The organism is Shewanella sp. 10N.286.52.A9 (assembly GCF_041468985.1).
Lineage (GTDB): Bacteria > Pseudomonadota > Gammaproteobacteria > Enterobacterales > Shewanellaceae > Shewanella > Shewanella japonica.
Window position 1 is genome coordinate 87726 of record NZ_JBFRJQ010000026.1, and the last position, 21090, is coordinate 108815.

At 40.5% G+C, this 21090-nt stretch carries 20 protein-coding genes and 1 pseudogene; 12 read left to right on the forward strand and 9 right to left on the reverse strand.

Annotated features, from left to right (window positions below; translation table 11 throughout):
- Positions 1 to 102: 102 nt before the first annotated feature.
- On the forward strand, positions 103 to 798 hold the full coding sequence (locus tag AB4128_RS16780) for a response regulator transcription factor (protein ID WP_055025789.1): 696 nt from the start codon (positions 103 to 105) through the stop codon (positions 796 to 798).
- A gap of 8 nt (positions 799 to 806) precedes the next feature.
- A complete protein-coding gene (locus tag AB4128_RS16785) occupies positions 807 to 2135 on the forward strand; it encodes a histidine kinase dimerization/phospho-acceptor domain-containing protein (RefSeq protein WP_372038353.1) in 1329 nt (442 codons plus the stop codon).
- Between the two features lie 102 nt (positions 2136 to 2237).
- On the opposite strand, the gene AB4128_RS16790 is transcribed toward AB4128_RS16785, so the two are convergent.
- Positions 2238 to 3521, reverse strand: a complete 1284-nt coding sequence (locus tag AB4128_RS16790) for an amidohydrolase family protein (RefSeq protein WP_372038411.1) — start codon at positions 3519 to 3521, stop codon at positions 2238 to 2240.
- 375 nt (positions 3522 to 3896) lie between these two features.
- Between AB4128_RS16790 and AB4128_RS16795 the strand changes: the two genes are divergently transcribed.
- Both AB4128_RS16795 and AB4128_RS16800 read left to right on the forward strand, forming a co-directional pair.
- Complete coding sequence (locus AB4128_RS16795) at positions 3897 to 4199, forward strand: NINE protein (protein WP_055025791.1); 303 nt, start codon at positions 3897 to 3899, stop codon at positions 4197 to 4199.
- Between the two features lie 16 nt (positions 4200 to 4215).
- Positions 4216 to 4461, forward strand: coding sequence for an NINE protein (locus AB4128_RS16800; RefSeq protein ID WP_055025792.1), 246 nt, complete (start codon positions 4216 to 4218; stop codon positions 4459 to 4461).
- A gap of 88 nt (positions 4462 to 4549) precedes the next feature.
- Here the strand turns inward: AB4128_RS16800 and AB4128_RS16805 are convergent, their stop codons facing one another.
- Both AB4128_RS16805 and AB4128_RS16810 read right to left on the reverse strand, forming a co-directional pair.
- A complete protein-coding gene (locus tag AB4128_RS16805; protein WP_080915070.1) occupies positions 4550 to 5125 on the reverse strand; it encodes a hypothetical protein in 576 nt (191 codons plus the stop codon).
- A 239-nt stretch (positions 5126 to 5364) separates the two neighbouring features.
- On the reverse strand, positions 5365 to 7602 hold the full coding sequence (locus AB4128_RS16810) for an acyl-CoA dehydrogenase (protein ID WP_372038354.1): 2238 nt from the start codon (positions 7600 to 7602) through the stop codon (positions 5365 to 5367).
- A gap of 434 nt (positions 7603 to 8036) precedes the next feature.
- On the opposite strand from AB4128_RS16810, the pseudogene AB4128_RS16815 reads away from it, so the two are divergent.
- Both AB4128_RS16815 and AB4128_RS16820 read left to right on the forward strand, forming a co-directional pair.
- Positions 8037 to 8678 (forward strand): annotated as a pseudogene (locus tag AB4128_RS16815) (SOS response-associated peptidase).
- Positions 8679 to 9074: 396 nt separating this feature from the next.
- Positions 9075 to 9302, forward strand: a complete 228-nt coding sequence (locus AB4128_RS16820; protein WP_055025796.1) for a cytochrome c3 family protein — start codon at positions 9075 to 9077, stop codon at positions 9300 to 9302.
- A gap of 171 nt (positions 9303 to 9473) precedes the next feature.
- On the opposite strand, the gene AB4128_RS16825 is transcribed toward AB4128_RS16820, so the two are convergent.
- Positions 9474 to 10103, reverse strand: coding sequence for a DsbA family protein (locus AB4128_RS16825; RefSeq protein ID WP_372038356.1), 630 nt, complete (start codon positions 10101 to 10103; stop codon positions 9474 to 9476).
- Positions 10104 to 10276: 173 nt separating this feature from the next.
- Here AB4128_RS16825 and ppiC point away from each other — a divergent pair, with 173 nt between their 5' ends.
- The 4 genes from ppiC to AB4128_RS16845 all read left to right on the forward strand — a co-directional run bounded on the left by ppiC (position 10277) and on the right by AB4128_RS16845 (position 14812).
- Positions 10277 to 10555 (forward strand): peptidylprolyl isomerase PpiC, encoded by a 279-nt coding sequence (gene ppiC, locus AB4128_RS16830; protein ID WP_065109995.1) that lies wholly within the window; start codon positions 10277 to 10279, stop codon positions 10553 to 10555.
- Between the two features lie 143 nt (positions 10556 to 10698).
- On the forward strand, positions 10699 to 11361 hold the full coding sequence (locus tag AB4128_RS16835; protein ID WP_372038358.1) for a sulfotransferase family protein: 663 nt from the start codon (positions 10699 to 10701) through the stop codon (positions 11359 to 11361).
- Between the two features lie 123 nt (positions 11362 to 11484).
- Positions 11485 to 12201: a DUF2057 family protein gene (locus AB4128_RS16840; RefSeq protein ID WP_372038360.1), complete on the forward strand. Its 717-nt coding sequence runs from the start codon at positions 11485 to 11487 to the stop codon at positions 12199 to 12201.
- Between the two features lie 157 nt (positions 12202 to 12358).
- Entirely contained in the window at positions 12359 to 14812 is a 2454-nt protein-coding gene (locus AB4128_RS16845) for a penicillin acylase family protein (RefSeq protein WP_372038362.1), read from the forward strand.
- On the opposite strand, the gene AB4128_RS16850 is transcribed toward AB4128_RS16845, so the two are convergent.
- Positions 14809 to 15771 carry a TDT family transporter gene (locus tag AB4128_RS16850; RefSeq protein WP_372038363.1) on the reverse strand — a complete coding sequence of 321 codons (963 nt, stop codon included), beginning with the start codon at positions 15769 to 15771 and terminating at the stop codon, positions 14809 to 14811. The genes AB4128_RS16845 and AB4128_RS16850 overlap by 4 nt on opposite strands.
- A 191-nt stretch (positions 15772 to 15962) precedes the next feature.
- On the opposite strand from AB4128_RS16850, the gene AB4128_RS16855 reads away from it, so the two are divergent.
- Complete coding sequence (locus AB4128_RS16855; protein ID WP_372038364.1) at positions 15963 to 16853, forward strand: LysR substrate-binding domain-containing protein; 891 nt, start codon at positions 15963 to 15965, stop codon at positions 16851 to 16853.
- A gap of 121 nt (positions 16854 to 16974) precedes the next feature.
- On the opposite strand, the gene AB4128_RS16860 is transcribed toward AB4128_RS16855, so the two are convergent.
- Together AB4128_RS16860 and AB4128_RS16865 are read right to left on the reverse strand one after the other, a co-directional pair.
- Positions 16975 to 17265 carry a hypothetical protein gene (locus tag AB4128_RS16860; protein WP_372038365.1) on the reverse strand — a complete coding sequence of 97 codons (291 nt, stop codon included), beginning with the start codon at positions 17263 to 17265 and terminating at the stop codon, positions 16975 to 16977.
- 191 nt (positions 17266 to 17456) lie between these two features.
- The gene (locus AB4128_RS16865; protein ID WP_080915061.1) at positions 17457 to 18449 is read right to left on the reverse strand and encodes an alpha/beta fold hydrolase; all 993 of its coding nucleotides are present in this window, start codon (positions 18447 to 18449) and stop codon (positions 17457 to 17459) included.
- A gap of 920 nt (positions 18450 to 19369) precedes the next feature.
- On the opposite strand from AB4128_RS16865, the gene AB4128_RS16870 reads away from it, so the two are divergent.
- Positions 19370 to 19753, forward strand: a complete 384-nt coding sequence (locus tag AB4128_RS16870) for a thiol-disulfide oxidoreductase DCC family protein (RefSeq protein WP_372038412.1) — start codon at positions 19370 to 19372, stop codon at positions 19751 to 19753.
- A gap of 11 nt (positions 19754 to 19764) precedes the next feature.
- On the opposite strand, the gene AB4128_RS16875 is transcribed toward AB4128_RS16870, so the two are convergent.
- Positions 19765 to 20139 carry a hypothetical protein gene (locus AB4128_RS16875; protein WP_372038366.1) on the reverse strand — a complete coding sequence of 125 codons (375 nt, stop codon included), beginning with the start codon at positions 20137 to 20139 and terminating at the stop codon, positions 19765 to 19767.
- Between the two features lie 139 nt (positions 20140 to 20278).
- On the reverse strand, positions 20279 to 21037 hold the full coding sequence (locus AB4128_RS16880) for an alpha/beta fold hydrolase (protein WP_080915059.1): 759 nt from the start codon (positions 21035 to 21037) through the stop codon (positions 20279 to 20281).
- Positions 21038 to 21090 lie beyond the last annotated feature (53 nt).

Consider the following 21090-nt stretch of genomic DNA (forward strand, 5'->3'; position numbering starts at 1 on the left):
GCCAACATCTTGAATGATAGCGAGTGTAAGAAATGTCATTGACATTTTTTCGACAAAAAATGACTGATAATAAGCCTCCATTTCGAAGGCAACGAGCAACAAATGAAACTACTTATCATTGAAGACAACCACGATGTGGCAGGGATCTTAGGCGATTTCTTTGAAGCTCAAGATGCTGAAATTGACTTTGCAACGAATGGTGAGCTTGGGCTATCTCTGGCTCTCGCTGACGATTTTGACGCTATTATTTTAGATTTAATGCTGCCTAAAATGGATGGACTCACTCTGTGTAAAGCCCTGCGAGAACAAGGGTGCTCTACACCAGTACTGATGCTAACAGCCTTAGACAATAAAGCGGATTTAATGACCGGATTTGACAGTGGTGCTGACGACTACTTAGGTAAACCCTTTGATTTAGATGAGCTGGATGTACGAATCAAGGCGTTGATTAAACGCCACCGTGGAAATGTAGCTCAAGCTAAGCTGCGCTTTGGCGATCTTGAAGTCGACACGGCACGTCACCAAGTCACACGCCAAGGTATGATATTGCCACTCACTCCCACCACCTATCAAATACTGCGTTTGCTCATTAAGAATGCACCAAATGTTGTCACAAGGGAGCAACTTATCGACGAGCTTTGGGGCCAACACCCACCAGGAAAAGATATTTTGCGCAGTCATGTATATCAGCTTCGTAATCAACTCGATAAGCCGTTTGGTCAACCTATGCTAGTGACAGTCCCCAAAGTCGGTCTACGCCTCGACCAAGGTTCTACTGATACGAATTTAACCGAGTGAATACAAGTATGCTAAATCAACCCAAAGTAAGTCGTACCAGCACAAGTAATACCACTGCGCGATCTTTTGTTGGTAGGCTAAGCGTCTACTTTGCATTCATTGGTGTTTTGGCTGCTGGGATCATTTATGTCACGATGATTTTCATACTGCAATGGGTTGAGGATGAAGTAAGCTTAAATAACCTCAGAGAAAGCGCCCCGTATATGGTAAAGCAATTTCAATCAGGTACCCCAGAACCTTTGGTATTGCCGCCTAATATTACCGCCTTTTACAGTACCAATTTTATTCCGAAAAAATATGGTCAGCTTCAAAACTATCCACTTGGCTTTAATGGTGAAATTAATGATGATTCTCATGAGCTGTTTTTGCATCGAGATGAGTTTTTACTGGATGGAGAAGTCGTTCAGTTATACCTGACTATGCCAGCTGACAATGTTGAACTTTCTAACGCCCAATGGAAAAGTATTAGTACCTTCTCATTGCTATTCACATTAGGGCTATTAATTTTACTTGGCTATGCGCTGATCAAATTATCAAAACGCTTAATTGAACCCATCAATGACTTAAGCAAACAGCTTGCGAAGCAACCTTTGCCAACCACATTTAGCGTCAATACGAGTGCAGCCAAAGAGTTTGGTATTCTAACCGATAGCTTAAATAGTTATCGTCAGCAAAATGAAACCTTAATCAAACAAGAACAAGCCTTTGCCAGGTATGCCAGTCATGAGTTACGTACCCCATTGAGTATCGTTGTTGGCGCGGCTAAATTGCTTTCTAAAAAGCCCGATGCTGATTTTCAGTTGCGCCAGCAAGAGCGCATCACTCGTGCAGCCCAAGACATGCAAAATACAGTAGACGCCTTATTGAATATTGTTAAGCAGGAAAAGTCTGACAATAGTAATCCACCACGTCAATTGACTGAACAAGAGCTCAACCAAACCATTGAAACAGCAGTGAACTTAGCTAAAAAACAGTACATTGAAGTGACAGTTAACTGGCAAGGTAACCCATATGTGCAGCCCAATACAGCCGTGATTAAAATGTTACTTAGTAATTTGCTGAATAACGCAATTAATGCTCGCGGTGATAATTTGCCTGACGATGAAACGAGCTGGATTAAGATTACCATTTTAGACAATCAAATAGTGGTAGAAGATAACGGACAGGGTTTATCTAATATTGAGAAAGGTCAGCAACAAAGCGATATGTCAGGCCACGGTTTAGGTTTAGTGATTATTGATACTTTATGCCATCGATATAACTGGCAATTTACCCTAAAATCAAACCACCCAAGAGGCTGCATTGCGACCTTATCTTTACCTGCTCTAAGCCTTTAATCTAAGCCATTAAGCTGAGCCAAAACATAAACAACAGCTCAGAATAAAAATGGCTAACTCTCATTACAGCGTTAGCCATTCGTTTATCTGTATCAACGGGGGTTAGCGTTTATGAATGACTCCAGACTTCATCACAAAAGGTACATCCAGTAAGGCGTCTATTTGCTCTACTGGACTGGTGTTAAGTGCAATAATATCTGCTTGTTTACCAGGCTCTAACGTGCCTATATCATCTGACATTCCCAAAAGGTCAGCCGCATTAATCGTGGCTGAAATAAGAATATCTTGATTAGACATGCCAGCTTGATGCATCAGTATGGCTTCTTTGGCATTCTGGCCATGCTTTGATACGCCACTATCAGTACCAAAAGCGATATTAACACCCGCTGTGTAAGCATTTCCGAAGTTGTTTTGCATGTCATTGCCCACACGAATAGCTTTGGCTTTAATTGCTTCCGACATAAAGTTACCGCTGGAGTTAGCCATTTGTACGACCGTATCACCAGCTAATAAAGTGGGAACCAAATATGCACCAGACTTCTTAAACAGCTTAATTGATTCTTTATTGGCGTAACTGCTGTGTTCAATACTGTCTACACCAGCACGTAGAGCAGCATTAATCCCTTCTGCAGCATGGGCGTGGCTGGCAACCTTTCTTCCCAGAGCATGAGCCGCATCGATGACTTCTTTTAGTTCATCATTTGCCATCTGCTGACCTGTACCTGTATTGGTATCGGAAAGAACGCCGCCAGTAGAGGTGATTTTAATGACATCCGCGCCATATTTAATTGCCCGACGAGTTGCTCGGCGACAATCAAATGGGCCATCACAAATGGTTTTAGATGTCAGCATATCCAACAGATCAGGACTTTTACCATCTACATCACCATGGCCGCCAGTCACCGAAACACCACCAGAAGCAATAATACGAGGTCCTGCTAACCATCCTTTATTAATGGCATCTCTAAGCGCATAAATCTGTTCAGGTTTTGCACCTAAATCTCGTACGGTGGTAAATCCAGCCATCAAGGTTTTATTAGCAAAATAAGCACTTCTCATCGCCACGTCGGCATCAGACATCCTTAAAGATTCACTGTCATTATTGGGTCCCAGTTCACCTTGAAGATGAACATGCATATCCATCAAGCCAGCCATTACAAATTGCTGCTTTAAATCGACATACTCAATCGTGTCAGCTGCTGTTAATTCATTGTCGTTTATTTGTATAAAGCCTTTTTCGACGGTAGAGATTTTGCCATCTTTAACCACAACCGAATGTGCTTTCAGTGTGGATTTACCAGCTACAGTTAATAGTTCACCGGCATGAATCACTTTGTAGTCGGCAGCAAAAGCTGCTGAAGACAGCCCTATGGTCAATAGCAACATAGTTGCCTTGCTAGTCGCTTTTTTATAACACTTAAGCGTTGATTTCAAGCTCGTTAAAATAGAAGCGTTACGCGTTGTTTGAGGCATATTAATCCCTGAATGTGTTTCATTGTCCTAAGCTATTAACATGCCTAACTTAAGGGCGCTTTACAATCTTGCTTAACAACTTTTATTTACCATTAAGCTCCGCAACAAGCTATAACCTCAAACTAACCCAGCACTAACGCATCGACCAAACCTTACTCAATTGCAAACCAAGTTAACCCAATTCGCTAGATCTCGAGCACATTACATAGGTAAATTTAACATTTGTATTTGATTAACCTAAGCCTTTGCTATATAAAAGATTTAAGATTTTCATCAGGGAGGTTGAAAGTGACTGAATCTGTCAAATCTGACAAAAATTATGCGACTGCAGTTATTTTATCGGGAATTTTCGGGATTTTTGGAGTTCACCATTTCTATTGTGGCCGAGTTTTGCATGGTTTTTTTGATTTAACACTAGCCATTGTTGGCATTACGTTATTGCAGTTTGAAGACGTTACGCTCACCCTGATCGGTGCAGGTCTTATTTTTATTGATGTCATTCATACAGTCGTAGTGACATTTATGCTTCTAGTTGGAAGCTACAGAGACGGACAAGGTAAGTTAATCACCTATCCGGGACAAAAATTATAACTAAGGGATTTTAATTATGTCAGAAGTACAAACAGCTGAAACACCAGTAGAACTAAGCGAGAAAGGTTTTGTACCTACTCTTCTTTTGTGTTTTTTCCTAGGCTCTCTAGGTGTGCACCGTTTTTACACAGGTAAAATTGGTACTGGGATCTTGATGCTGTTAACCCTTGGCGGTTTAGGTATTTGGACGTTAATCGACTTCATTATTATTGCAGTTGGTAACTTTAAAGACTCACAAGGTCGTGCGATTAAAGCAAGCTAATCTTGTTTTATCCGTAAAGACTCAAAAGCCACGTTAATTAACGTGGCTTTTTTATGGACGAAACGATATTGAAACTCGCTTTTACGCGTTAGAACATATAATCAATGCCCAAATAAACTTGTTCAGCATCATTTACCGACAGAGATGACACATTGTCCCCTGACGAAGTAAAGTTATGCATCAAATACCTAAAACCCACCTCTGATGTAAACTGATCACTCAGCTCAAAGACAACACCAGTTTGTCCGCCAAAAACATAGCTACTACGAGTATCAAAATAGCTTTGTTCACTATCTGTGTATTGGGTCTCTTGACTACTTAACCCTGCAGAAGCTCCAACAAATAAACTAACCAGTCCGGCATTATCAAAGGGAAATAACCAATCATAGGAAACTAAAACCCCTTGATGATGACTTAAATCATCAGAACTAAATGAGTAAGTGCCGTATAGCCGACTCGCTTGGTCAAAGGCGACACCGTTTCGTAACTGGTAGTTAATCCCACCTAATTGGATATCATTTACATTAGACGGCAAGGCTGAAAATGTTGACAACTCTGCATAATGATAACCGACAACCCCACCAATAATCTTATCAGCACCATAAGAAAACTGCGGGAATAAAGACAATATAGCCAGACTTTTAATGAGCTGTTTTGCCGCCATACGCCCTCCCATTTCAGTGATACCTTAATTAATCATCACTTATTATTGGTAATGGGAACGTAAGCTAGATCAAACTTTGTAAGCTTGTTTTTAAAATAGAGAAACTAGATATCCAAACTGTGATCCGGTTAAAAAACAAACAAAAAAATATCGACCACAAACTCATTCAGCGCACAGTTTGAGTCAACAAAAAAGCCGCTAATTAGCGGCTTTTTATTTCAACGTAATGAAACGAACAATTAATTAGCGATTTTTAAATCCGCTTTATCAGAGATAAGATTTAAATCAAAATCAAACTCGTCAACACGGATCGCACGTTCACGTTTTAAGTTGTAATCTTGCAGCAACTTATGCTCGTCTGCACTAATGACTTTGGCGTCTAATGCATTATCAAGGGTAATTGAAAAACGAACACCCGCTTTAAATACACGTTGTTTAAGTGCTTTTCTGACTTTAGCAAGCAATGGTAAACAGGTCATTTTAGCAAGGTAAGCTTGCTCATTAATATAATTACCATCACCAGCAACTGGTTTAACAAGATGCGTCAGCTGCTTTTTGAAAGCAGTATCTAGTTGCGCTTGTTCAGCTAATTCGCGTACTAAATCATCGTTCACTTTGACCATTTTGCCTGAGTAAGTCATGGTAATTAAACGCATAAACTGGCGTGTTGGCTTCGATGGGAAATTCTCAAGGAAAGACAACAATGCTTCTTCCGCTTTGCATAATGCCCAACGCGTTGCGTATTCAAAATAAGGCTTTGCTTCGTTACGCTCATCAGTTGTCACTTTTTGCTCGTAAAAACGAATTGATGCCATTGCAGCGTATAAATAACTCATCACATCGCCTAAGCGTGCTGACAGCATTTCAGCTTGTTTCAGCTTACCGCCTAATACAAGTAACGAGAAATCGGCATATACAGCGAGTTTTGATGCCAGTTTATGCACCGACTTTTCGTAACCAACAACCTCAGGAAGCGTTGATTGAGCTGGCGCAGTAAATGGTAATAAACCTAATTTGAATGCACGTAGGCTGTTTCCAACACTGTAACCAATGGTTTGTCTGAAGATACGATTAAAGGTTTTATCCGCATCGCTTGCATCACTGTGAATAGACTCAACCATGCTTTGTAAATGAGGATGACAACGCATCACACCTTGACCAAAAATCATCAAATTACGGGTTAGGATGTTAGCGCCTTCGACCGTAATCGCAATTGGTTGTGCAACATAACCAGATGCTAGCGTATTTTGAGGACCACGTTGAATCGCTTTACCCGCTTGAATGTCCATCGCTGAATCTAAAATATCGCGGCCTAACTCAGTCATATGGTATTTCGCAATCGCGGTGACTACTGATGGCTTTAATCCAAGACCTAAGCCTTCCGTTGTCAGCACTCGCATCGCTTCTTGCAAGTATGTTTTACCAGCAATATCAGCAAGCTTTTCTTGAATACCTTCAAACTTACCGATTGATAAACCGAATTGTTCACGTACCGCAGCATATTCAGCAGACGATTTAAATGAACATTGGCTCACTGATACACCTAATGCAGGCAACGAAATACCACGGCCCGCACCTAAACAGCTCACAAGCATCTGCCAACCACGACCAATATTGTCTTGGCCGCCAATAATAAAGTCCATTGGAATGAATACATTTTCACCACGTGTCGTACCGTTATAAAAACGACAACCCATTGGATCGTGACGATTACCTAATTGCACACCTGGATGTGCCTTTGGGATCAACGCACAAGTAATACCAAGTTGCTCTTTACCGCCTAATAGACCTTGAGGATCTTCAACTTTAAATGCTAAGCCTAATACTGTCGCAATAGGTGCTAGGGTAATATAACGTTTGTCCCAAGTTACCGATAAGCCAAGTACTTCTTTACCTTCGTACTCGCCCATAGTGACAGTACCTATATCTGGTATACCACCGGCATCAGAACCTGCTTCTGGACTTGTTAATGCAAAACAAGGGATTTCTTGCCCGTTAGCTAAACGAGGTAACCAAAAGTCACGTTGGCTATCTAAACCGTAATGCATTAACAACTCACCTGGGCCTAGGGAGTTAGGTACCATTACTGTTACTGCAACAGCCGAGCTTTTCGCCGCTATTGTCGCAACAATGGTTGAGTTAGCATATGGACTAAACTCGAGTCCGCCATATGATTTTGGAATAATCAGAGAGAAGAATTTATTTTCTTTTAGGAAAGTGAGTACGTCTTCAGGCAAATGCTTCCCGTTTTGAATATCGAAATCATCGACCATTTCAATTAAAGTTTGCACAGGGCCATCTAAGAAAGCTTGCTCTTCCGCCGACAGGGTCGCATTAGGAATGTCACGCAATGCAGCAAAATCAGGAATACCTTGATAGATAGAGCCTTCAAGCCACACGTCACCAGCATCTAACGCTTCTTGTTCAGTCGTTGAAATACTCGGCAGTACTTTTTTAAATGTTGTTCTTATGCTCATAGTTCATACTCATCAGACCAGAATAATAGTGTGCATTACGTCACAAAAAACAAATTAGATCAAATATTCTAATTCAAAAATAAAGCCTTTATTTACAGTAACAAAGCAGCTAACAAAAATAATTACCAACTTTTCATAGACTTACACATGTACGCTGAAATGAAAAAAAATTAAAAAATTTATACGCTCGTTTGAATTTTTGCATTTTTTAAGCAAAAACGATGCTATTTAGGCTGAGACATTTCAAAATAGCGAGTCAAAAATAGGAAGAGATTATTGACTCAATTACGCGATTAAATTTGAACAATACGCAATAAGCCCTGTCGATGAGATTAACGCAAACCTTACATACATCGCCGAAAATGATTGGAAAAATAACCAACAGCAGCTTACAGTGATAACGTGCCAAAGTATGGGGACTAAGGAGACAACCAATGTGCGGTAGAATTGAGGTGTTACTAAGTGGAATGCAGTCGACCTTAGACAATCTATTCGAGCAGCCGCTGACGATTCAAGACAACCTTGATTTACGTCCCACCGATCCCATTATGACGCTTAGTCACCGACAAGGTAAAATCATTTCTAGCCAGCAGCGATGGGGAATACAGCCTGACTGGTCGAAAAAACTGATTATCAATGCTCAGGCTGAAACCGTTTCACAAAAGCCCACGTTTTCTAGCGCATTTGCTCAGCATCGCTGCATTATTCCTTGCAGTGGTTGGTTTGAGTGACGACAAGAACCGACAACAGATTTATTGAGTCTTGACCAAGAACTGGCAAACGGCGCTGATACTCCCCCTATTTCAAGTCAGCAACAAAAGCACAAATACCGCTTTTCTCATGCGGGAAATAAGCCATTATTCATGGCTGGCGTGATGTATCCCGATCGGCAACAAGTTGTGACGTTAACGATTAAACCCAATACTAAGTGTGCTCAGTATCACCACAGAATGCCCTTATTTATCGCCTCAACTCAGATAAATCATTGGCTAACTCAGCCAGTCGACAATCTGTCTGAACTCATCAATCCATTGCCTGAACATTGGATTAAAATCACTGATTCAACACAAATTTGAAGTCCAACCATTACTCAAAACACATTTAAAAAATGTAGAATTTTATTAAGCAGATCACAACCTTGAGAAATAAGTATGCTAGAAAATGCAAAATACTGGCTTTGCAGGCCATTTTAAGTTTCAATTAAGTTAAATCAATAAGATGGTAGCTGAGTAAAGTACTTGGAATTTAAGAAAGCGCTTAAGATTCTGGACAGAAATCAGCCTTTTTTCATTTTATTAGATTGCTTTAAACAATAAATTAAAATGTGCTAACCAATTTTCAGTGTTCTTAGTTTTGAAGTAACGGATTTATTTTCATTAAGATAGTTGTACATTGATTATGCGCGATTTGTTAAGGCCGAATTTGGCACTTAGCACGGGCGATAAAGCCCCTTAACTGATGATGGAGTTACTATGAAATATTTAGCTATGATCGCTACACTAGTTTTCGCTAGTTCTGCTTTTGCTGTTGATTGTGTAGATTGTCACGAAAAAATCAACGTTGAAGAGCATGCTGAGATGGAAGCAAACATCGAAACTTGTAATGATTGTCACAGCTTTGCTGACGCTCATGAGTTAGATGCAGACTTGCACACTCCTGACCTAACAATCACTGAATGTGCTGATTGTCACGAGCTTTAATCTCGTATAAACCTTGATTTACAGCAACTGTCTTTTACCAGATTTGACGTTGCTCGTTCACTAAATCAAGTGTTATCTCTGTAAGAGAATAAAAACCAGTTGATTGCTCAGCTGGTTTTTTTATATCCCCAATTTAAGCTGGCCTTAACCAGCACATCAAGCTCCCCCTTTCTAGGCCATCAATGCCTTAATTTCATTAAAGGTCACTTGCGCTTCCCGATAATCGAGCGCAATAGGGTAATTCCGCCCTTTATATTCGAGCACTAATGATGGAAAGCCTCTTATTGGCAGTTGATGCACTGCGGTGAGCTCTGCCATCAACCTTTGATTTACTTCATCTGACATGATTGCTTTACTAAAAGCAGCGCTTTCAATGCCAATACTGACCGCTGCCTCCACTAAAGTATCAATATCTGATGGATTTTTTGCTTCTAAATAATAGGCAGTTTGAATTGCCAGTATCATTTGCTGCTCAAGGCCATAGTCTCTGGCAACGATACAGGCGCGACATGCTGGATAGGTTGAACGTCTAGGGCGACACTCTTGCCAAAAATCGTGATTGAACTCAGTGCCTAATTGCGCTGCAATTTTATGCCAAGTTTGGCTCAAAAAGCCCTGCATCTCATCAGGCATGGGTACGTCAGAATCTGCTGCTAATCCCCCTAGACAATACTCAATGTCGATATCGTTACCATGCTCTGCGATTAACTGTTTGAGTGCTATCCAAGCGGGTCGATACCCCCAGCACCAACTACACATAGGGTCGTACACATATTTAAGTTTTGTGGTATCAGAAGTCATAAAATACGCTTAATTATCAGTTTATAAGGGATAGTTCTCGAGCTTAAAATATCCTTGCTCTATCTACAACATAACGGACAAGGTTAAAGTGTAACGCCATTTGTAGCCGCTCATAGGCAAATCACGCTATAATCCCGTCATTCATCTCCAACCCGTCAAAATGAGTATTTATCATGGCCAGAACAGCGGCTGCTTTGCACATTCTCGTTAAACATAAGCAACAAGCAGAAGATTTAATCAAACAACTCGAGAAAGGCGCCAAGTTTGATGTGCTCGCCAAAAAACACTCTTCGTGTCCATCGGGTAAAAATGGCGGTAACTTAGGTGAGTTCAAAAAAGGTCAAATGGTACCTCAGTTTGATAAAGTGTGCTTTACAGGTGAACTCATCACACCTCACCTTGTTAAAACCAAATTTGGTTGGCATGTCATAAAAGTGCTGTACAGAACCTAAGTTAAAGTTCGGCTGGCTACTTATTGATAGTTGCAATGCCTAATGCTGCAAGCAGTGACCTCAAATACAAGCATAAGAAGTGACAGTCATTATGGTACTTGCCCACCTTCCCTATATCGCCCTTTGCCAACCTGAGTGCATTTATGAGTAAAGTTTTTATTATTGGTTTGCCACGTACTGGCACCACCAGCGTCAGTGTTGCATTATTAGATTACGGGTTTAAAGTCGCCCATATTGGGCTCACTAAACGTGCCTTTGAAGTTGCTGATGTGGTATCCGATGTACCTTGCTTTTGTGATTATCCCCAATTAGACAAGCTGTTTCCTGATGCCAAATTTGTTTATATCGATAGGCCGCTTGATAAGTGGGTATCCTCAATTCAAATGTTACTCACTAAAATGAAACCTAACTTGCTAGAAAAAACTGGCACGTTTCATCCAATATTAAAACGTAGCTTTAAACAAACTTTTGGAGATATTAACGCTGACAACTTACTCGATGAAGCACGGCTTAAAGCATGCTATCTAAGGCATCAGCAAGGTGTATTCAATTATTTTTCACAGCGTGATGATTTACTCACAATTACACTAAGCGAACCAGATAGCCTAACGCAACTACTGCGCTTTATTGGAGTAAGCGAAAATCGTATTAATGTCAGCCTTAACCACAGTTTTCCTGTGTTAAATGTCGGCACGAATGTGGCTAGTTGGGGCGAGCATAAGCACCCTAATAAGGTTAATACTAATTTGGCAGGTCCAGAACATAGAAAGTTCTTTGATTATAAAAAGCTAGGTTTGAGTCATTAATCGCTAAATAACAATTTTGTCATTATGTAACTATCGCAAGATTTGCTATAACTTAACCAGAGCTTTTATACATTAATACAAGGTACAAGCTGCGTTAGCTACCCTTGCCTAAATGAGAATACTATGACCTCTAAGCCACTTTTCACTACACTCGTTATCACACTATTTTTATCACTCGTCAGCCCTATGTCTTTTGCTGCCAGCATATTGAAATTGCCTAGCAGTGCCGAAGTCAAAGTATTGAATGGCCAGACGTTTGATGGCGGCCGTGAAGTCACTTTAGTAGAAGGCACTAACCAAATCGTGTTTCGCTACGTTATCAATTACCGCGATAGTGGCATGCAAACCCAGTTTAACTCAGACCCTGTCATTTTAACCTTTGATGCCAATAACGCTGAATATGAATTATCGCTACCTAGCATTCGCAATAAAAATGCAGCGAATAAATTCAATAACACCCCATCAGTCACTCTGAGGAGTAATCAAAGTAATTCAGTGGCATATCAAGCCGACATTTTACGTAAAGATGGATTACAGCTAGGTCGAGATTATCAAGAAGAATTACTCACCTACAATCAAACGCAACAGCTTGCCTCGGTTGCTGCATTTGCACCAACGAACACAGTACCGACTAACACAGTATCAACTAATACAGTATCAACGAACACAGTACCGACTAACGTAGCGTCAGCCAGTACAGTTGCGCCTGTTCAACCACAGGTGATTACCCCAAAATCAATTGCTGAAGACCAAGCTGAAATCAGTGAAATGCTGGATTACTGGTACAACAAAGCCAATGCAGAAACCAAAGCGAAGTTTAAAGCCAAAATAAGTCAGTAACGCAACCCGCCTTCTTCGAAACCGTTAGCTTTACCCAAAAGTGAGGCTAACTGATTCTTTCTACTTTGCTTTTTTACACACTATATTCAAAAATCACTTTTAACAATTCGATAACCTTGGTTATGATAGACAGGTTCACTTTACTGGGTAAGAAATCATGTCTTTTAGCCTTAACCGGGTTTTACAATCTAAGTTCACCAAATATTCACTAGCCATAGTGTTATTGCTAGTCGGTATTATCATTCTGGCTATTTATAGCACCCTGCGTTTAAGCATGCCCTCGTTATCAGCCACGGTAGTGAGTGACGACATTTCAGCTCCACTAACCATTGAACGAGACACATTAGGCACCGCAATCATTACCGCCAGTAACCGCAAAGATGCAGCCTATGCTTTGGGGTATGCACATAGCCAAGATCGATTTTTTCAAATGGACTTATTGCGCCGAAATGCCGCTGGCGAATTGGCTGAAATATTTGGCAAAGCCGCACTTAAATTGGATAAAAACAAACGTTTTCATCAATTAAGAATGCGAGCACAAAACATTTTTGAGCAACTAGCACAGCAAGATAAAGCCATGCTTAGTGCATATACCCAAGGGGTAAATCATGCATTAGCAGAACAAACTGTGCACTCATTTGAGTACTTGCTGACACAGTCTAGCCCACGAGAATGGCATGAAACTGACAGCTTGTTAGTGATTTATAGTATGTACCTAGATTTACAAGGTAATACAATTAAACGTGATATGGCGTTAACCCAATTGCAGCAAGCCTTTGGCAACGAAATGGTCGATTTTTTAATCCAGCCAAGTCATCACCAAGCCGCCTTAGATGAAAGCCAAATACCGCTGTATCAAGGAGATATTCCCGCTCTCGAGGACGATATTTTACTGAGTGCGATAACTCAGGCGATTGAAGAACCAGTAGAAGTAGGCAGTAACAATTGGGCAGTAACGGGGCAATTAACCGATTCCGGCCGCGCAATGTTGTCCGATGACATGCATTTATCCTTTGCGGTACCCATTATTTGGTATCGTGCACAACTCAATTACCAAACAAGTGCAGCTCAAGATTCAGCAAAATCTAATCCACCTGTTTCAGATAAATCATCACACCAAATCACAGGAGTAAGCCTTCCGGGCGCACCTGCGATAGTCGTTGGTTCTAATGGCAAACTCGCTTGGGGCTTTACCAACAGTTACATCGACACGGCTGACTGGATTGAAATTAGCCCTGATACAGCAATCGATATTGAATATGAACCTATCGAACTGCCTAACGATCAAGTGAACTATACGATTCAAGTTAGTGAATTTGGCCCAGTAAAAACAGTAGCCGGTGTTAATTATGCACTATCTTGGGTGGGGCATGCTGATTACGCGGTTAACATGGCGTTATTGTCATTAGAAACCGCAGAGACTGTTGAGCAAGCCAGCGCACTTGCAACAGAAATTGGGATCCCAGCACAAAATATGTTGCTGGCAGATAATCAAGGTAATGCAGGCTGGACAATCGCAGGGGCAGTTCCCGCTCGTGACAACCCTTCGAATACAGCCCAGTCACCAAGCAATTTTCAATCTTCAAAATGGCAACTGCAACAAGCCGTTATGCCTGAGGTGATAAATCCTGATAACCAACGTATATGGACAGCAAACTCTCGCGTTTTATCTAGCGAAGAGCAATTACGCTTTGGAGATGGCGGTTATGCGCTTGGCGCTCGCGGCGTACAGATACGTGATCGCCTATTAGCAAGTTCCAACTTTAGCGAAGCCGATTTTTATCAGTTACAGCTCGATAATGAAGCACTTTTTTTAGCACCTTGGCAGCAATATTTACTGCAAATATTGAGTGAATACCCTGTTGAATATGCCGAAGACATAAAACTGATTGCCAATTGGGGCCACTGCGCTTGTGCTGATTCAGTGGGCTACACATTAGTCAGACACTTTAGAACGGCGCTAATAGATCAAACATTTGCCCCTATCGAAACAGAGCTCAAAGAAAGAGAAAGCGGCTTGTCAGTGATAAAACGATACCTTGAAACCCCAATGTGGCAAATCATCGAGCAGCAACCAGCCAGTTGGCTACCTAAAGCTCAACCTCATTGGCAGGCCTTTGCACTAAGCGCATATAACGATGCCAAACAGGCTTTATTCGCCAAGTATAGTAAGCATCAAAAGCTATCAGATCTACGCTGGGGAAAGGTCAACCAACTACTAATCCAACACCCTTTTTCAAAACAGATCCCTCAACTCAGTCGTTGGTTAGATATGCCAAGTGTTGATGGTTTTGGTGATAGCTTTATGCCTGCAGTTCAAGGTAAATCGTTTGGTGCTTCACAGCGCTTTATTGTGCAGCCAGGTGCAGAGCAAGATGCAATTATGACCATACCGGGGGGGCAATCGGGTCATCCTTTGTCGCCTTACTACCGAAGTGGTTATCAGCAATATGTGACACATCAAAATACACCATTATTACCTACTGAGATTGAGCACACCTTGATGATTGAGCCATTAAAAGATAATCATGGTTCATTAACTGAAACCGATATAACTGAGGCTCAATCAGATACCCAAAATAGTGAAGCCGTTAAGTCAACGGCAGATTAAACCGTTAAATGACGCTGGCTGTTAAAAAAGTACGCATATCTGATTGCCACATAAGTCACCGCTAGCGTAGCAATGGTTAGCTCAATCGTTGCCAGTAACTGTACTTGCTGAATATATTGACTGGCCATGCCAATGCTTTGCATCCATTCAATCATCTTAAATAACGCTGTCGCACCAATCACCACCGGGAAGGTAAAAGCCGCATAACCTGGGCTAAATGGGAGCTGCAGTAATTTGAAAAAAGCTAAGTAAATAATCGCTGTCATCAGTACGCCAATACCAAATAGTAAAGCAACAATAAGTGGTGATGGTGATGCTGTTACCGTTAAATATCCCGCTAACGATAAACTGGCAGGCGCGGCCAAAATGGCAATTGTTGGTTTCGCAGCATCTGGGACTTCATGGGTGAACATTAAGCGATAAATCATCATCGGCAGCATTACCGCATAAGCCAACATACCAAATATTAAGGCAGAGTTTGCCAATAAACTAAGCGCCCCTGTACCTGAAAACGATACGTCAGCAACGATAATTCCAACGGGTGGCACAAACCAACTTGGTACCATGTGGTGGAGCTCAAAATCCTTTGCGCGATGATAGATAAAGGTGACTAAAAAGACGACATGTAACCCAAGACCCACAAGCCATAAACTATCACCTAAAATCAGTGAGTAATGCCCCAACGCATTTGATACGACCATCAAGGCCATCGCAAAAGTTGGCACAACGCTGCCGACCACAGGATGAGCTAAATCAGCTTTAAGGGTGTCAGAATGAATTAAATATTTTACGGTCAACACCAGCAGCAACACACTGGCTAGCAAGGCGCCAAGTAACTGGCCATATCCTTGTATATCTGCAAAATTTTCCCAGCACCAACCTAAACTCGCAATGCCAAGTGCAAGACCTGCCATAGGTGTTGGTGCTGCAAGCAATTTAACTTTGGCGGTTTGTAACATAATCACCTCAATATCGTTGAGCTACTTGCTCAAAAACCATTGGAGCAAACGAGCTGTCTTTTTCAATTAAGTTGATCTTACGCTTGCTAAACGTTTATTTATATCTAACATTTTAAAACCTAGGTTAAGATATACTTAACGGTTAAGGTAACCGTTTATAATAAGGTTTATAAACCACTAAGGCTCACGTTATGTCAGCACATATCTCGTTTAAACAGCTCAATGTTTTCAATGCGATTACTCAGCACAAAACGCTCACCGCTGCTGCTGAAACATTATTTGTCTCAAAAGCAGCTGTCAGTTTGTCGTTAGCCGAACTAGAAAAACAACTCGGCCACCCGTTATTTGACCGAGTAAATAATCGCTTAATCTTGAATCAAGAAGGTAAAAAATTACTCCCCTTGGCCGATGAGTTAATTAACCGCCTACAACACATCAATCATGTGTTTGACCAAGACCAAGGCTTATCAGCCGTTTTACGGGTCGGAAGTAGTGACACCATAGGTAATCATTTATCGCCGAGTATATTAAGCGGATTTAAGCAAAAAACACCCCAGCAAACCCAAAGTTTGTTTGTCTCAAACTCTGCACATATTTGCCAAAAACTCATTGATTATGAACTCGATATTGGTCTTATCGAAGGTAAGCCACATCACCCTGATATCATTGCGGTGCCTTTTAGTGGCGATGCCATGTGTATTATTTGTGCTCCATCGCACCCATTAGCAGCAAAAGAACATGTTGCATTATCAGAACTTGAAAACAGTGAGTGGGTACTCAGAGAGCAAGGCTCAGGCTCCAGGGACAGTTTTATTCAAAACTTAGCCCCACACATTAAACAATGGCATCAAAGTATTGAACTTAATACCACAGAGGCACTGATCAATTCCGTGGCTGCAGGACTTGGGTTTGGCTGCTTATCGAATATCGCAGCCCAGCATGCATTAAAAAGCCAACGCGTCAGCAAGGTGAATGTCCCGATTGAAATGCCAAGAGAGTTTTGGGTATTACTTCACAAAGACAAATATCAGAGCCCGCTACTCAAACGTTTTATTGAATATTGCGTCAATTGGGGCAAGTAACAACAAAGATAGAGTCATTGATATAAGGCTTTCCCCTCTATGGAATAGGTTGAAAAGTATGGTTTTAGGCGAATGGTGATAGCGGTAGAAAGTCAAGAATAGAACTGCTGTTTTCAGTAAGTTATCGAAAAATAATATCCACTAAGGCAGCCCCAAACAGCAGTGTCATTGCTAAGCCCATCGTTAAAATGACTTTCTCTATCAATGATTGCTTAGGTTTATTTATTAATACAAAAATGGTGCGGTATAAGGTACTTGGAATCGCAATAAATAAACCGAATATAATCGGTAGCATTCCCACCATTGCCACAAATAATGCATTATCACTCGAAGATAATTGGGTATATAACATCATCCAAATTAATGATACTAAGAATATTATTGCCCCAAATGAAATAGAAAAAAGTGCCATCGTTAAACTCCCTTTAACTGACTACTATGCTTAATTTGTCGCTGTATGAGCTACATCCATGTTTTAATACACGCTACAAACTCATTTAAAATGAAAACGCCTTAGTGTAAAAACCGTTAATCTTATGCAAGATGAAATAGGTATGACGTTATTTATTGCCCATAAGCTATTTCACCTTGTTAGATTAAAGACTAGTGCTCAAGTGCTTTGTTAAAAGCTTTTATAAAAACATCATAATCTTCATATTGTGGCATATGACCTAACCCTTCAAGCTCAAACAATACTGAACCTTTAACTAGGCTGTTAGCCTGTTTACCCAGCGTTTTATAATCACCCAACGTCTTTGTTACCCCATCTTTAAGCCAACCTCTACCAGGGCCTGTGGTATCTCTAGTACCAATAATCAAAAATGTTTGACTGGTCACTTGTGAAAGCCTATCCACAATATTTTCTGAAAAAATCGGCCCGTAAGTTAATGCGTTATTCCAAGCAACCGCTTCCCAATCAGCCCCAGCTAGCATTCCTTTTAAAGGCACTAAAAGTTGTTCGTATTCACTAGACCACTTACCATCATAATAATTTTTTTTCTGGTAGTTTCTAGCCTTGTCTAACGTCTTTGCGAGTTCTCTTTTATAAAAAAAGTTTACGTCTTTAAATTGCGCATACTGACCATAATCCTCTAAACCAATTGGGTTTATCAAGATGAGCTTTTTCACTAATGTAGGGTAATTAACGGCAAACGTTGTCGCTAACATCCCTCCCATGGAATGGCCTACAAGTGTTATTTCTTCAACCCCTAAATGATCCAATATTAACTTCGTATTTAAGGCAAGCTGACCAAAACTATACTGATAAAACGCTGGTTTAGTTGATTTACCAAATCCAATTTGGTCTGGTATCACGACTCTATAGCCCTTCTCTAATAGATCTTTAGCTACTTTTTCCCAGTAATAACCAGAAAAGTTTTTGCCATGTAATAACACAGCAACTTTCTTTGCACTCTTATTACCTGTATCCATATAGCGCATTTGTAAATCTTGATTCTGAGAGTTGAAATCAAAAGTATTGACTTGAAATGGATACTCGAACCCATCAAGCTCTTTGTTATATGTCACTTGAGTGGCGGCATATGCCTGTAAAGACACAGAAAAAGCAAACAGCATAGTAAGAAGGTACTTCATCATTTTAAACGCTTCCTTTATATGGTTTATAAGTAGGGGAATGCTATTTTTACATCATTTTCATACAATTTCAGAAAAAATGAGCTGTACAAGGTTAACTAACAACACGGCTAAAAAAAGGTGAATTTTCACCTATCAGCAACTTATCAATGTTGCTCACTTTAATGCCTAGCCTCGCCTTTTAGCAATGCAAATCAGCGTAAAAATTTAGCGAACGAGAACAAGACTCTGCCTCACGAGACTGCTTTATGGCAACTTATCACCTCATAATTTCGCACAGGTATAACAGTATTAAACAGACAAAGGTGTGAATTAGCTCAGTCTAAGAAGGATTAGGGGTTGGCAGCTTATTTACTATTACGGTTAAATTCACATTAGAAAGCCAAAGTGTCAGTAAGATAAACGTCCCGATTGAAATGCCAAGAAAGTGTTAGGTATTGATCCACAAATATAAATACCCTCTTTGCTGAAGACATTTACGAGATTTTGTGTGGATTGGAAAAGAATGATTATTAGCTAATAATCTGATTTAAATTAAATCAACAATAAAGTTAAGAGATTGAATTAACGAAATAAATCATGATAAAAGGCCAAGCTAAAAGGCAAAAAATAGACTTTTACTCTAAAGAGAAAAGAACCGATAAGTATTATTATCAAACCCATATTTTAGTTAAAGACTTATCTCAAATAGAAATTACAGCTGAAAAAGCTTAAATCCAACTCCCCAGTTCAACGCAAATTAAAAGCCTCAACACTTTATCGGCAGGTGCTTTAATTGGGGGAATACTAACAAGTTTCCATTTATCTAAACCTATAAAATCTAAAAGCCCAGATATGATAATATTTGAGCATTAACAAACTCCTCCTTTCTTAATCACCATCTCTAACTCCATAAGGAATAGGTTATCCCAAAGCATATTATTATCTTCGATGGCGTGTGCAATCTTTGCAATGGTGCGGTTAGCTTTATCATTCAACGTGACCATAAAGATGTGTTTTTGTTCACCCCGATGCAAAGCCAAACAGCACAATCGCTAATCGCCAAACATCAGTTGGAGGCGGTCAGTAATGATTCATTTATTCTAATCAAAGGTGATAAGTTTTTTTTACGCAGTGATGCAGCGTTAGAGATAACAAAAGATATATCTGGATTTTGGTATTTATGTAGGGGGTTTAGCGTGTTACCCAAGAGAATTCGGGATTACGCCTATCGTTTAGTTGCCAAAAATCGATACTGTCTATTTGGTAAAAAACAGGCGTGTATGGTACCAACAGCTGCGTTACAGCATAAGTTTTTAGACCAATAGTTTACTGGCTATTACTGACTCTCTGTTGCTTTTACCGTTAACCGTTCTTGGTTTGATAATCGAATTTGAATACCATCGACTGTGGTGATGCGCTGGACTTCAATGTCTTTTTTGCGAACTTGATAGCTAGCAGACATGGCTTCAACTGGAGAGGAAATTGTGACTTCAACGATGGTGTTATCGTCATACCAAGTCCAGCCCCAATATCCAGCAGAGGCCAACATGGATACCGCAATCATGGCGTAAATAACAACACGGCTGAAAAAAGGTGAATTTTCACCTGCCAGCAACTTATCATTGTTGCTCACTTTAGTGCCTCGACCACTGCGAATATAGGCAAAAGCCCCCGCTATAACTAATAACGTGACTAGTATTTTTGTCAGCACATCATCTTCCAATCAACATAACCTAGCTTTGATTATACTGTGTTTTGATTAATTTAACGTTATCTAGCACACAGCAATCAGTAATAAGCAAAAGCAGTGACCTCAAGCAAGGTTGACTCAATTAACGCTAAAGCATAAATCAAGACCTTGATAACGCCATTTCAATAAGCTGTTGTATTTGTTCAGGCTGATCTAGGCTTGCGTCATGGCCGCAGTGATCTACACGCAACAATTCAGTGTGATAAAATTTGGCTAATGCTTCACTACATTTAGGGTTGGCTAACTTATCTTGATTCGCCACGATAATACTCACTTTACAGTGACCAAACCAAGAACACTGATAGCGAGCAGCTGCATATATCTGCCTTGCGCCATTAAGTATACGGGTATGTAATTGACTACGCATGTTTCCCCAATCTTTAATGACTTTTTCATCATGGGCTTTAGTGACTGTGGTGTAGTTAAGCACGCAGGATTCTACAAAACTTAACTCTTTTGCTTTATGGCGATGCCAAATAGCATTCACTAATGGCATTAACTGAAAGCGCTGAAACCAAGGAGATAAGTTAGCTGCACTTGAATTAATCAATACAGCATGACGTACTTGTTTGTGACGTTGTCTTGCCATTTCTAATGCGATCATGCCCCCCATCGACACGCCAACGACCACTAACTCTCGACTATATTCTGGGTTCTTAGCTAAGCCTTTATCTATTTGGTGCCAGATATCATCGCAATAATCTCGGATATTTAACGGACTATTTCTATCAGCAAGTTCCCCATTGCCAGTGGCATCAGGTGTCAGCAAATTAATGCCCGCTTGACGTAATTGCGTATCAAAGCCATACCAATGACGACTATCTCGCATTAACCCTCGCAGTAAAACCCACGTTGCCATCGACTACCCCAGTGTGAAATTTAACCTACCAACAAACTATAGTGACACTAATA

Bases quoted from the DNA above. Each gene is read 5' to 3' on its own strand.
- AB4128_RS16780 (WP_055025789.1), top strand. From the start codon at position 103: ATGAAACTACTTATCATTGAAGACAACCACGATGTGGCAGGGATCTTA.
- AB4128_RS16785 (WP_372038353.1), top strand. From the start codon at position 807: ATGCTAAATCAACCCAAAGTAAGTCGTACCAGCACAAGTAATACCACT.
- AB4128_RS16790 (WP_372038411.1), bottom strand. From the start codon at position 3,521: ATGTTGCTATTGACCATAGGGCTGTCTTCAGCAGCTTTTGCTGCCGAC.
- AB4128_RS16800 (WP_055025792.1), top strand. From the start codon at position 4,216: ATGTCAGAAGTACAAACAGCTGAAACACCAGTAGAACTAAGCGAGAAA.
- AB4128_RS16805 (WP_080915070.1), bottom strand. From the start codon at position 5,125: ATGGCGGCAAAACAGCTCATTAAAAGTCTGGCTATATTGTCTTTATTC.
- AB4128_RS16810 (WP_372038354.1), bottom strand. From the start codon at position 7,602: ATGAGCATAAGAACAACATTTAAAAAAGTACTGCCGAGTATTTCAACG.
- AB4128_RS16820 (WP_055025796.1), top strand. From the start codon at position 9,075: ATGAAATATTTAGCTATGATCGCTACACTAGTTTTCGCTAGTTCTGCT.
- AB4128_RS16825 (WP_372038356.1), bottom strand. From the start codon at position 10,103: ATGACTTCTGATACCACAAAACTTAAATATGTGTACGACCCTATGTGT.
- ppiC (WP_065109995.1), top strand. From the start codon at position 10,277: ATGGCCAGAACAGCGGCTGCTTTGCACATTCTCGTTAAACATAAGCAA.
- AB4128_RS16835 (WP_372038358.1), top strand. From the start codon at position 10,699: ATGAGTAAAGTTTTTATTATTGGTTTGCCACGTACTGGCACCACCAGC.
- AB4128_RS16840 (WP_372038360.1), top strand. From the start codon at position 11,485: ATGACCTCTAAGCCACTTTTCACTACACTCGTTATCACACTATTTTTA.
- AB4128_RS16845 (WP_372038362.1), top strand. From the start codon at position 12,359: ATGTCTTTTAGCCTTAACCGGGTTTTACAATCTAAGTTCACCAAATAT.
- AB4128_RS16850 (WP_372038363.1), bottom strand. From the start codon at position 15,771: ATGTTACAAACCGCCAAAGTTAAATTGCTTGCAGCACCAACACCTATG.
- AB4128_RS16855 (WP_372038364.1), top strand. From the start codon at position 15,963: ATGTCAGCACATATCTCGTTTAAACAGCTCAATGTTTTCAATGCGATT.
- AB4128_RS16860 (WP_372038365.1), bottom strand. From the start codon at position 17,265: ATGGCACTTTTTTCTATTTCATTTGGGGCAATAATATTCTTAGTATCA.
- AB4128_RS16865 (WP_080915061.1), bottom strand. From the start codon at position 18,449: ATGATGAAGTACCTTCTTACTATGCTGTTTGCTTTTTCTGTGTCTTTA.
- AB4128_RS16880 (WP_080915059.1), bottom strand. From the start codon at position 21,037: ATGGCAACGTGGGTTTTACTGCGAGGGTTAATGCGAGATAGTCGTCAT.